At 42.6% G+C, this 13,443-nt stretch carries 4 protein-coding genes; 2 read left to right on the plus strand and 2 right to left on the minus strand.

Annotated features, from left to right (window positions below):
* Positions 1–253 precede the first annotated feature (253 nt).
* Together ABWT76_RS30090 and ABWT76_RS30095 are read left to right on the plus strand one after the other, a co-directional pair.
* Positions 254–2,608, plus strand: coding sequence for a protein kinase (locus tag ABWT76_RS30090; RefSeq protein ID WP_190880835.1), 2,355 nt, complete (start codon positions 254–256; stop codon positions 2,606–2,608).
* A gap of 99 nt (positions 2,609–2,707) precedes the next feature.
* The gene (locus ABWT76_RS30095) at positions 2,708–4,576 is read left to right on the plus strand and encodes a DUF3352 domain-containing protein (protein WP_354635410.1); all 1,869 of its coding nucleotides are present in this window, start codon (positions 2,708–2,710) and stop codon (positions 4,574–4,576) included.
* Positions 4,577–4,696: 120 nt separating this feature from the next.
* Here the strand turns inward: ABWT76_RS30095 and ABWT76_RS30100 are convergent, their stop codons facing one another.
* Together ABWT76_RS30100 and ABWT76_RS30105 are read right to left on the minus strand one after the other, a co-directional pair.
* Positions 4,697–8,008 (minus strand): helicase-related protein, encoded by a 3,312-nt coding sequence (locus ABWT76_RS30100; RefSeq protein ID WP_354635411.1) that lies wholly within the window; start codon positions 8,006–8,008, stop codon positions 4,697–4,699.
* Between the two features lie 1,439 nt (positions 8,009–9,447).
* Positions 9,448–12,903, minus strand: a complete 3,456-nt coding sequence (locus tag ABWT76_RS30105) for an Eco57I restriction-modification methylase domain-containing protein (RefSeq protein ID WP_354635412.1) — start codon at positions 12,901–12,903, stop codon at positions 9,448–9,450.
* Between the last annotated feature and the right edge of the window lie 540 nt (positions 12,904–13,443).

The raw sequence follows: 13,443 nt of genomic DNA on the forward strand, positions 1-13,443 counted from the left end.
TTTCTGGATCTTGAGATTCTGTATTTTCAAATAAGTTTTAATGGTTTATTCGGTTTCTTTCAGGGGTCTACGTCCTCATTCCGGAACAAAAGGGCAATTTGCTTGGTCTGTTCGGTAAAATTATCGGGTCTTGGGATTTGCAGTTCTAGGTTTACAGTTCTAGGTTTACAGTTCCAGGTTTGCCGTGATTTGCCGTGATGGATTTGGCTATGTCAATATTTAATTTGTTCCCTTCACTCTGGATGTACTGGTCGTGAGTTACTGCCTAAATCCTAAATGTCCCAATCCTACGGATCCACTGCATGAGCATCACCGCATTTGCCGACATTGTGGATCGGTTTTGCAGTTGCAAGGGCGTTATCGTGTCCAAGGTCTTTTGGGAGAGGGGGGTTTTGGCACAACCTATAAGGTACTCGATGAGCAAGCGGGGACGCCCCAGGTTAAGGTGCTCAAGGTACTCAGTTCCAAGAATCGCAAGGCGATCGAACTGTTTCAGCGGGAAGCGGCGGTGCTCCAGCGGTTACATCATCCGGGAATTCCCCTGGTGGAACCGGACGGTTATTTTATTTTTACCGGGAGAAACCAAGACTTTGAGTTGCATTGTTTGGTGATGGAGTTTATTGCCGGAGAAAATCTGGAACAGTGGATGAGCGATCGCGACCATTGTCCGATTACCGAAACCCAAACCGTTGAGTGGTTAATCCAACTGGTAGAAATTCTCCAACAAGTCCATCAACAGAATTATTTTCACCGGGATATTAAGCCGTCGAATATTATGCGGCGTTTTGATTCCTCAGATAATGATGCGGAAAATAGCTGGCCGAGTCCGGTGGGTCAGTTGGCGTTAATTGATTTTGGCAGTGCCCGACAAGTTTCTGGGACTTATTTGGCTAAGGTGGCCGGGGGTGGTTCTCAGGTGACGGGAATTATTTCTCCCGGTTATACCCCCCCAGAACAAGCGAATGGTAAGGCGGTGCCCCAGTCTGATTTTTATGCTTTAGCCCGGACTTTTGTCTATTTGTTGACGGGCAAAGAACCGAATGTTTTTCCCGAAGATTCGCGGACTGGGGAGTTACAGTGGCGATCGCCGGTGGAGCATATTTTCCCCCCGTTGGTGGATTTGCTGGATTATATGATGGCCCCGTTTCCCGGCAACCGACCCCAAAATACTTATCTGATTTTGCAGCGGTTGCAAGAAATTCGTTCCACTTTGCACTCTGGGGGATATTCTCGACAATCTTGGCGCCACCGTCAAAGGCGATCGCCTACATCAGCATCAGGGACACAAGCGACACCAGGGGCGATCGGGTCATTACAATACCCCTCCCAGACCCCTTCCCCATTCCCACAGCTATCCCAGAATTTGATGCCATCTTGGGTCATTCCTTATGCCACGACCCATAAACACCACCACCGCAGAAGTCATCGGCGCAGTCGTCACCGCACTTTTCGCCAATATGCGCCCAAATTATTGATGGGCGTGATCGCTTTAACAGTGCCAGTCACCGCTTTACAACTACTGAATGAGTTGGATTTACAGTATCTACTTTCTGCCTCTCCCTCATCTTCGGCAAGTCCTGCGGTGGAAAATACGATCGCATCTAGTCCCGTAGAAGCTTTACCCTTGGAGACGGTGCTTTCTAAGCCATTGGAGAAAAATCCCACAGTCCCCGGAAAAGATTTTGTCCTGACTAATACTCTCACCGGCCATGTTTGGGCAGTCAATACCGTGGATCTCAGCCCAGACGCTAAAGTTTTGGTCAGTGGCAGCGTGGATAAAACCGTGAAACTTTGGGAAGTCGCTACAGGAACTCTGCTGCATACTTTACTAGCCCATTCCCAGCAGGTTTGGGTTGTCACCACCAGTCCTGATGGCAAAATGCTGGGGAGTGCCGGGGGTGACGGCAAGATTAATCTTTGGGAAGTCAGTACGGGTTATTGGTTACACACCATTGAGAGTCTTTCTTCTTGGGTGATTTCTTTGGCGTTTAGTCCCGATAGTAAAACTCTGGCTAGTGGGTCGCAAGATGGGACGATTACCTTGTGGGATGTGGAAAATGATGTGACTGGTTTTCCCAAAGGGGTGAAGCGGCAGCAGTTGTATGGTCATAGTCAGCCGGTGTTGGCGATCGCCTATTCTAAGTCGCAGCCGATTTTGGTCAGTGGCAGCAGTGACGGCACAATTCATATCTGGAATTTGGCCAACGGCACGATCTTACGCACTTTACAGCGTCCTAGGGAACAACTCCGCGCTTTGGCTATTAGTCCGGATGGGCAAAAAATTGCCAGTGGCACTGACGATGGTACGTTTAATCTCTGGGATCTGAATACGGGTGAACTGCTGTTAGCGGTAAAAGCACATTCTGATGCGGTGCGGGCGATCGCCTTTGGTCGAGATGGACGAACGGTGATTACTGGGGGCGGCGCCCTGGATAGCCTGATTAAAGTGTGGGATGCCACGACCGGAGAACGGTTGCAAGTATTAACGGGTCATACGGATACGGTGCATTCCCTGAAACTTAGTGCCGATGGCCAAATGCTCACCAGTGGCAGCGAAGACAATACAATAAAAGTTTGGCGAGTTCTCTCGATTGATCGGCTTCCATAGTAGGGTGGGCAATGCCCACCCTACGAATACAATCTTCCATAGTAGGGTGGGCAATGCCCACCCTAGGAATATGATCGTGGGCTTCGCCCAATCAAGAAAATGCTCAGTAAAGATCACATCAAATTGATGAAACCACAGAAAAAATTTAACTTTTTTACTATTTTTGCGGCGATTGTTTTGGTATTAGAACTGGCAAGCTGTGGGGTTTCCGGAGGTAGCCCTAGCGATCTTCATACCCTATTTGGCCATACCCTATTTGGTGATGAGGGAAAAGTTAGCCCAGAAGCCAGTATTTTTGTGCCGAAACAAGCCCCGTTTATGGCCTCTTTGTTGGTAAATCCTGACCAATTAGAAGAGTTTGTCCAGCAGACTGCCGCCAGCAAGAATACCCCGCAAATTAGTCGCCAATTACAACAAGTCAAAGAAAGTTTATTGGCGCCAACTCAGGTTAATTATAGCACCGATATTCAACCTTGGTTGGGTAATGAAATTACTTTGGCCATGACGACTTCAGATATCGATCGCGACCCGATTAATGGCTCACAACCGGGTTATTTGGTGGCGATCGCTACGAAAGATCCGCAAGCAAGTCGGGAGTTTCTTACTCATTTTTGGGAAAATAAGCCCCTGGTTGGCCATGAGTTAGTTTTAGAAGATTATGCCGGGGTACAATTAATTTATAGTAATGGTTTTAATGCCTCAGAATTGATTCCTTTAGCCGGGGGAATTAAGCCTTTATCTGGGGATTGGGCTTCAGCGGTGGTGGGCGATCGCTTTGTCTTATTTGGCAATCACCCGAAAGTGCTGCGAGAAGCGATTAATAATGTGCAAGCAGGAGGGCTAAATTTAGAGGGTTATCCCCCCTATCAAGCAGCGATCGCGCCCCTAATTAAAAATAGCCAACAAAATAACCAAAAAAATCCCCAAATTGGCTTAACCTTTATTAATATGCCGCAATTTTTAGCCTGGTTAAGCGATCGACCTTCAGGTTCAAACCCCGATTTAACCCCAGAAAACTTTGACCAGGAACTGGACTTAGAAAGCCCGGAAATTTACGAACATTTGGCTATTTCTTTGGAACTGAAAAAACAAGGATTAGTGGCACAAGTGGCGGGAAATTTAATCGAGCTTACGGCAACAAATGAAACATCGGAAACATCGCCTTTGCGTGCTCCCGTTGGGGCATTAAAATATATTCCCGCATCAGTGGATATTTTAGCTTCTGGCTCAAATTTGCCGGATTTTTGGGCAAAATTTGCACCTACTTTGGCCAAAGAGGGGGTGATTTCCGCTTTGGTTAATCCGCCCTTAACCAAGTTAGAAAGTAGTTGGAAAGTTAATCTACCGGAAGATATTTTTTCCTGGGTGACTGGAGAATATGCCCTAGGTTTAATTGGCACAAATACTCCGGTTCAAAATCCTAATTGGGCTGATTGGATTTTTGTGGCGGAAAAGGGAGAAAATACCGAAGCGGGAATTGCTCATTTAGATGCGATCGCCCGTCAAGAAGGTTACACTACTGGGTCGGTGACATTCGAGGATCTGCCCCTTTCTGCTTGGACAAAATTAACCGCTGCCAAGGTCGAAGCAGGGGGAAATTTAAGCCTCAAAGCCAAAGTCCAAGGATTGCATACTACCGTAGGCAATTATGAGATTTTTGCCTCGTCGATTAATACCTTGCAATCGGCTTTAAATGCGGCGAATAATGCGGCAAATTCTGAGTCTATATTGCAACAAGAAAGCTTTAGTGATGCGATCGCGGCTTTAAGGTCGCCCAACTACGGTTATATATATCTGAATTGGCAAAACGCCGAAAAGTTGTTAAAGCGAGAGTTTCCCATTTTGCAACTCTTAGAAATTGCCGGAAACCCCATTTTTGATAATTTGGGTTCTCTAACTTTTAGTGCTTATGAACCAGAATCAGGTTATCAACGGGGCAATATTTTATTAAAGACTAAGGGGGAATAGACCAGGGTCGAAACCGGGTTTCTGTCTTAACTTCTGTCTAAGTATCAAAACTTAAATTAAGAAACCCGGTTTCTGGGCTGGGTTTCTGAACCCGGTTTCTGGGTTTCTGAACCCGGTTTCTCAACCCCCAGGTTTAATCCATTCATAACAAATTAACTGAATATCTTTTTCCGTGACATTGTTAGCCATTGTTTCTTGAGTGGGTTCTTTTGGTTCTAATTTGGCTTCTAAGTTGACATAATATTCATTTTCGACAAATAAGTCATCTAAGCTAATGATTAACTGCTGAATATTTTTCGTCACCGTGTATTCTAGCCAGAAATTTTTCAGTTCTTTGTTGTAGCTTTTCAAGTTTAAGGTTTTAATCACTTGCAAAATGCGATCGCTTGCTGCTACATCTTCTATAGAGTCATTGGGCTGAGTAAGCAGATGGTAAATTAGTTGAGGATATTTGGTCAGCTTGGGGGTAATTTTGGCGGTGGCTTGATCTTTTTTTAATGCGTTGAGGATATTGTTGACCGCGCCCTGAAAAATCGCAAAAACCGCCGCATCAAATTTGACCGGGGGCAATGTTTCTGGTGGGGGAAAGTCGGTTTCTTCACATTGAATCCAACCATAGATTTTGCGAAGACTATGAACCATGTTTTGAGGGTCGGTACTAATGGCGCCGTTGATGCGGGGATAACATTGCCAAAAGTGGCGATCGCCTACCCGAAAAGCCAAGAAAATTCCCCCATCTTTAAAATTAGGTTCGGGAATATTAAAATGATAGGTGCTATGAATTCCTAGGGGAATATCTTCTAGTTCTTCTTTAGCAAATTTCTGGAGATATTGTAGCAGAGGAAAGCGCATTTCGTCAAGAGAAATTAGTTCTGCTGCTTGTTCTAATTCTTCCAGAATAGCGCGTTTTTCCGCCACCGTATCCGCTTGTTTAAGGCGCACTAATTCATCCAAAGAACGTTCGGAAATGCTTTCCCCCAAAACGGAGGCATCTAAACCGACTTCTCGGTCAATAGTGGCAATTCTTTGTTGTAAACGTTTGACCAAATTGAGTAGTTTTTCTAGTCCGGCTTCGGGAAAGCAATTATAAATATATAGAGTAGCAAAATCCGTGCCTAAACGGTCAATTCGTCCCGCCCTTTGAATCATTCTGACTGGATTCCAGTGTAAATCATAGTTAACTAAAATCCCGGCATCTTGTAAATTTTGCCCTTCACTGAGAACATCAGTACAGATTAAAATATCAATAGGGTTTGCTTGGCAATATGCTAATTCTTCTTCATCTTGGGCGTTAGCTTTGGGGGCAAAGTGTCGCACTTTCGCTGCCCGTTGTTGACCGGAAGAGTCACCAGTAATTAGGTCAATTTTTGGGGTTTTGCCATGATGAGACATTTGGGTTAACCATGTTTTGTCTTTGGTTAGTTGTTCATGGAGATAGTTGGCAGTGTCTTTAAAGTAACTAAAGACTAAGATTTTTTGACCTTTGAGGTTTATTAATAGTCGTTTGAAGGCTTGTAGTTTCCGATCGCCCTCTTGGGCAGTTTGGGATGTTTCCACCGATGTTTTGATTTTGTCAATGATTGTTAAAATGCTATTTAGGGCTGCGAGGTCTGTTTCTATTTGCGATCGCAGTTCTTTAATGTCATAGTCTTTAATGGCGATCGCTTCTAAGTTTTCCAGAATAGTGGTGACAGACTCTTCATCATCTTCGCTTTCTAAGGCAAGAATCAGCTTTCTAAAGTTAACACTATCCAGCAATTTTCCTTCTTGAGTGAGAGTTTCATAGAACTTTGTTTGAAAATTATGTTGATTTTGCAGGGTGTTGGCAAAGGCAACTAGGGAACTTTCAAACCGCTTCAAATAGAGGGCTTTTTGTAGATAGACTAGGGCTTTATTTCGTTTCACCTCATCTTCATCATCTTTTACCCGTTTTTTCTTGAAAGATTTGATGTTGTAAGGGGCAAGGTTGAGGCGATCAATTTTATCAGCGATCGCCTCATAGAGTCCGGCAAAATTTTCCTCAAAGTTATAAGTAAATTTTTCTAATTGCCGTTTGGGGAATTTAATCACTTGTCCGGCAATGACAATTTCTTCCCCCGCTTGTTGACGTTTAATTACATCTTGTCGGGTACGACGTACCATTGTTTCCATGAGTAAATCGGTAATTTCCGCTTTGCCTTCTTTCAGGTCTTTAAAATAGCTGGTCAAATTTCCCATGCCCCGATTTTGATATTTTAAATCGTTATTTTTGGTCAGCAGAGAGATTTGGTGATATAGGTCATAAATACTATTATTAATCGGCGTAGCGGTGAGCAATAATATCTTGCTGTCTTGGTTGCCGCTGGTTAAAAGTTTTTGCAGATTTTGATAGCGTTGGGTGGCACTATTTCTAAAGCTGTGGGATTCATCGACTACGATTAAATCATGGTTACGGAAACGTCGCAGGTTAAAGTTTTGTCTACTCAGTTCTTCATGGGAAATAATATCCGCTTTGATGTTAAAATCATCCATTTTTTTACGCCAAACTAAATCCCGCAATTGGGCTGGACAAATCACTAGGGCGCGGGGTATTTTACCCGGTCTCCGCAATTTGATTAAGTAATGTTCTATGACTCGCAAACCAATAAAAGTTTTGCCTAAACCCACAGCATCCGCAACCATACATCCCCCATGTTTTTCTAGGAGTTTGATTGCCCTTTCAAAGCCTTCTTGTTGAAAATTGGCTAGATTTAAGCCGGTTTGCTGACTACCTTCGAGGAGGGTGTCATCTTTGAATTGTTCATATAAAGCTTTGATAAAAATTTGATAGGGAGTGTAAGGTTTACTGCCAAATTTGGAAGCGTTGAGGATATCAATTAGTTTGGTTTTATACTCCGTGTCTACGCTGGGGTGATCCCAGAATTTTTCAAACCAGTTTTCTCTCAGGTCACGGGCGATCGCTTCTATTTTATTCACAATATTCAGTTCCGTATTTCCCAGCAGACCGGAGGGGGTGAAGTTACTGGAACCGACGATACTATAGTGGTCAAAAATATAGGCTTTGGCATGGAGGAATAGAGATTTGTTGCCCAATGCGCCAAAAAGTCGCACTTCTACGGATTCTTTTTCTAAGTATTCGATTAACCGGGTAATTTGGTTTTTATACTCAACGTTAAATGCTTGGTGTTCTACTTGATTTTGGATTTCTCGCTGAAAATATTCAAGTAAATTAATATGGTCTTTTTCTGCGGGGCGGATGCTAGGGTCACGACCAATAAGTAACCGCAATGATTCAAGTTGCTGCATGGATTTTTCCAGGCGAAACCAGGCTTCAATGCGGAAAAATCCCGTAGCAATATCCAGCACTTTTTGGTTTTCCTGTTCAATAATTTGCATCAGGGTTGCTTGCAGGGTTCGGTTTTCTGAGTTATCGATATAGTCATGGATTTTCATGGGATATTTGGCTCATTATAACAGTTAACATTTTGCCCTGTGGAATAAGGGGAAAGCATTCGGATATTAAATTTGACGTTTTTTTCCAGAAATTGTTGCCCGAATGCTTTGCCCCTACAAACCTAATTTAATTTTGATTTTTGTAGGGGCAAAGGATTCGGTGATTAATTCCTGATTATCACAGTTAACATTTCGGCCGAATGCTTTGCCCTGTGGATTAGGGCAAAGCATTCGGATATTAAATTTGGCGTTTTTTTCCAGAAATTGTTGCCCGAATGCTTTGCCCCTACAACGCCCTAAATTTTGATTTTTGTAGGGGCAAAGCATTCGGCGATTAATTCCTGATTATCACAGTTAACATTTCGCCCGAATGCTTTGCCCTGTAGATTAGGGCAAAGCATTCGGATATTAAATTTGGCGTTTTTTTCCAGAAATTGTTGCCCGAATGCTTTGCCCCTACAACGCCCTAAATTTTGATTTTTGTAGGGGCAAAGCATTCGGTGATTAATTCCTGATTATCACAGTTAACATTTCGGCCGAATGCTTTGCCCTGTGGATTAGGGCAAAGCATTCGGATATTAAATTTGGCGTTTTTTTCCAGAAATTGTTGCCCGAATGCTTTGCCCCTACAACGCCCTAAATTTTGATTTTTGTAGGGGCAAAGCATTCGGCGATTAATTCCTGATTATCACAGTTAACATTTCGGCCGAATGCTTTGCCCTGTGGATTAGGGCAAAGCATTCGGATATTAAATTTGGCGTTTTTTTCCAGAAATTGTTGCCCGAATGCTTTGCCCCTACAACGCCCTAAATTTTGATTTTTGTAGGGGCAAAGCATTCGGTGATTAATTCCTGATTATCACAGTTAACATTTCGGCCGAATGCTTTGCCCTGTGGATTAGGGCAAAGCATTCGGATATTAAATTTGGCGTTTTTTTCCAGAAATTGTTGCCCGAATGCTTTGCCCCTACAACGCCCTAAATTTTGATTTTTGTAGGGGCAAAGCATTCGGTGATTAACTCCTGATTATCACAGTTAACATTTCGGCCGAATGCTTTGCCCTGTGGATTAGGGCAAAGCATTCGGATATTAAATTTGGCGTTTTTTTCCAGAAATTGTTGCCCGAATGCTTTGCCCCTACAACGCCCTAAATTTTGATTTTTGTAGGGGCAAAGCATTCGGTGATTAATTCCTGATTATCACAGTTAACATTTCGGCCGAATGCTTTGCCCTGTGGATTAGGGCAAAGCATTCGGATATTAAATTTGGCGTTTTTTTCCAGAAATTGTTGCCCGAATGCTTTGCCCCTACAAGGCCCTAAATTTTGATTTTTGTAGGGGCAAAGCATTCGGATATTAAATTTGGCGTTTTTTTCCAGAAATTGTTGCCCGAATGCTTTGCCCCTACATTCTGTCTCAAAATTTATAATTTTTTCTCATGTTATCCGTCTCCTTTAATAATCGTCATGTCATCAGCAGTCAGCTTATACAGGTGGGCTACTCTGTCGTCTATTTCTGCCTCCCAGCGATCGACTCCGACTCCTTTCGCGGCTAGGCATTTTTCTACTAATTCTTCTATGGCTTGTTTGTCGGCTTCACTGGGTTTCGGGATGGGAATTTGTGAGACATATGTGGTTTGCATTGCATAAGCATCACCTTGTAACTTAGATGTTATATAACTTAGGAAAAACCAAACTACTTTTGAATTTAGTAAAGCGACTAGATATTTACTTGCATTGGGAATCAGAAAAGTTTTGTTATTAGAATAAAAGTGATAATCATCCCAAGCAAATGCTTGATAAGTTGCAATTTCTTGATAGAATATTTTCGGTTTTTCAAATTCATCCCAATACTGACAAGACCTTAACTCCCAGAAATATTTTCCCTGGTCACAACGTTTAATGAGTTGTTCTCGATACTGATTAAATCTTTGAGAAATTGCCGGATAAGTTTTAGCGAAAATATTTTCAGCTTCTTTTTCTGATTTGCCACTCCAAGGATGTTCTTTATTTTCTGAGGATTCGATCTTAATTAAATATTGTTCAGCAAAGTCCACAGACCATCTTTTTACATCTCGACCTCGGAGAAATGGCTTGAGAACTTCAGCGGATGAAGGATGTTCGGCAATTAATCTATCCCGCGTTTCGCGATCGACGACAAAGGCTTCATTGAAACCTGTTTTAATTCCATAGTAAAAACGACCATTGACATATTCACCGAGAGGAGTTCCGGCATTTCTTAACTTATCCAATAAGCGTAAAACTTTTGAGGATTCTAACCGCCAACCATCGGGTTTTAATTCGGTTTGATCGAGAGAAAAAGCATTTTTTTGATAAACGGAAACAAAGTCTTCTAACTCCTGCCCTTCTTGCCAGGTCAATACAGAAACTTGATGAGATCCCCCCAAACCCCCCTTAATAAGGGGGGCTGAAGAGTCTGGATTTGATCCCCCCAAACCCCGCTTAATAAGGGGGGCTGAAGAGTCTGGTTGGGATTTCTCCCCCCTTTTTAAGGGGGGCTGGGGGGGATCTTCTTTTTTGACTACAATAATACTAGGATAAGCGATCGCCTCAAAGACATTAGCATCGCCAAAATCAATCATTACTTCAATGGTGGATTTTGTCCCTAGATATTTGCGGAGTTTTTCCCCATACCCTGCCCGAAAATATTTATTAGAGGTGATAAAACTGAGATAACCTTTTTCCTTGAGTAAGCGAAATCCTTGTTCATAAAAATAAACATATAAATCCGCCACTCCCGTATAACAGTCATATTCCTCTTTTAAAGCGGGCTTAATTTCCTTAATTTGCTCTTGTCGCACATAGGGGGGATTGCCAATGACAATATCAAACCCTCCTTTCTGTTCAAAAACATCGCGAAAATGCAGATAATATTGAAAGAAATTTAAAGAGCGATCGCCCCTTTTTACCTGGGCTTCAAAGTCATCTAATCCTGCTAACCGGGCGGCTAACTGTTCCCGTTCTTGTAACTGCTGTTTGCTAGGTTTATCGAATTCCTTAATTTCTAGTTCTAACTGCTTTTGTTGTGCTAAAATAAAATGGCGTTGGTCGGCGATCGCCCCGACAAAAACTCGTTTTTCCGCCTCCATAATTTGTAAGCGTAAATCTTGCCGTTCCTGAGAAGACACATGAAAATATTGTTTTTCTAATTTCAACAAATCCGCGATCGCCTTATCCAATTCCGTCATCTCAAAAGCGAAAGCTAACTGTTCCGATTGCCCCGGTATAGGAATAATCGTTTGCCCATTAATCTTAGAAATCAGCGAATCTCCACACATCAACTTATAATCTAAATTCGGCAAAGCTTCCACATTTTCTATAGTGGGAATATCCACCACCAAAGATAACCACATCCGCAGTTTAGCAATCTCGATCGCCTCTGGTTTAATATCCACCCCATAAAGATTATTAGCAATAATTTCTCGCTTCCATTCTGATATTGCCAAACTGCCTCGCTGGACGGTCATCCCTTCTCGACGGGCTACAGCTTGCCGCACATTTAAGATTAACTGCATCATCCCCAAAGGAAACGCCCCAGAACCCACCGCAGGGTCAAGAACTTTTAAATTCATCAGGGCTTTTTTGAGACTTTTCGCATCTTGGGGCGAAATTAATTCATTCAAATCTTTGTCGGAAATATCTGGGTCATAATGCACCAATTTTTGCGCCGTTTCTAAACTAATTCCCGTGGTATCTGCCAAATATCGCCCTAACACTTCCGCACAGATAAACTGAACAATTCCACGAGGAGTATAGAAGGTTCCCGACTTACCCCGTTCCTCTGCGGCTAACATATTTTCAAATACTTTCCCCAACATTTCTGGGTCAACCGCTACATCTTCATCCCCAGTAACATTTTCTGCCACCGTGAAGTTATAGCTATTGAAAAATCCTAAAATGCTGTCAGAATTACCGGGGTCAAAAATCCGATTGGGCAATGTAATTAATTCCGGGGTTTCACGACCAGCCCCATCTTGAATATTTTCCCCATAATCCCGGTCAAATAGTCCCCCATTTAAATAGGGAATTTGCCCCCAGGGGGATTGATGATTTTCTCGTTGCTGGTTTAAGGTGTCAAAAAATAATGGCTCTAAAATTTCGGTATAATAATCGGTATTTTCCGCTTGATAAGCACTTTTGCCTTTGCCATACATCGTTTTCAGGAATTGGCGATCGCCTGCCAAAAAGCCCTTTTTCTGGAGAAAATACAAGAACATAATCCGCCCCAATAACCTTTGGGTAAACTGAGAAAGCCGGTCTCTATCGGCAAAATAGGGGTGAGGATTATGAGAGGAAATCGCCTCTAATACTCGGTGAAATAATTTCTGATATTCTTGATAAAATCCTTTGGTGAGTTTCTCAACATCAAAAGCTTCACATTGTGCTTGGTACAGTTCTCGGGCAGAACGACCCCGAACCGCGATCGCTTCTAAGCGGTCTAAATCATAAGCGGTGGGATTTTGGCGGTCGATTAATAACTTGCGAATACTTGCCTGTAAATTACTTTTTTCATCAAAAAACTTGCGAGGGTTGACTAACATCAACTGGTTATAGTCTTTTGTGGCTAATAACAAAAATTCCGAGGGTCTTTTGCCCAACTGAGAGGCGATCGCTTTCATCCGACCACTGGCGATCGATGGGGAAATCCAAGCCTCTGGTTTTAACTCAAATAATATTACTTGCAAACCACCTCGGTCTTGGTCAGCAATCAAATAACCACCCGCGATCGCTTCTTCACTGCGAGGGGATAATTCTAAACTTTTTATATCAATTGGTTCCGCTGAAGCGGTGTAACCTAATTGCTGAAAAATCTTAGCAATTTTATCCGGACTGGTTAAATCACGGAGGTCATCAATTTTTAGAATACGTTGGTTCATAAGTAATTATTGATATTTTAGATAAAAAAAGTTAGCGTTAGTCTGATAAAAAAGTGCTATTTAATAATAGTAAACTATTTTGATCCCCATTGCCATTAATTTAATTAAATCTTAATAATTTTGTTCCAAAAAAACCGCCAGGGATTAAAATCCCTGGCTAATAGCTAAAGTCGGTTTTAACCGACTAGAATTCTGTACGGGTCAACGGCCGTTGACCCCTACCAAACATAATTAGTCGGTTTTAACCGACTTGCGCTATGAGGCGGGGATTTTAATCCCCGACGGATCGCAGGGTTACACAAAGGCTGGTTGAAAATGATGCAAGAAAAACCGCCAGCGCCAGGGATTAAATAAAATCCCTGGCTAATAGCTAAAGTCGGTTTTAACCGACTGAAATGCTTTTACAGCGGTTTTCAGATTACTAAACCACGAGCGGGCCAGTGCAATATTGTAGAGGCGAATGGCCATATAGCCCCTACAAAAGAAATATCACTATTCACTATTCACTATTCACTATTCACTTTCTCCTCTGCCGATGGC

The organism is Planktothricoides raciborskii GIHE-MW2 (assembly GCF_040564635.1).
In the GTDB taxonomy this organism is placed as follows: domain Bacteria; phylum Cyanobacteriota; class Cyanobacteriia; order Cyanobacteriales; family Laspinemataceae; genus Planktothricoides; species Planktothricoides raciborskii.

Bases quoted from the DNA above. Each gene is read 5' to 3' on its own strand.
- ABWT76_RS30095 (WP_354635410.1), top strand. From the start codon at position 2,708: ATGCTCAGTAAAGATCACATCAAATTGATGAAACCACAGAAAAAATTT.
- ABWT76_RS30100 (WP_354635411.1), bottom strand. From the start codon at position 8,008: ATGAAAATCCATGACTATATCGATAACTCAGAAAACCGAACCCTGCAA.
- ABWT76_RS30105 (WP_354635412.1), bottom strand. From the start codon at position 12,903: ATGAACCAACGTATTCTAAAAATTGATGACCTCCGTGATTTAACCAGT.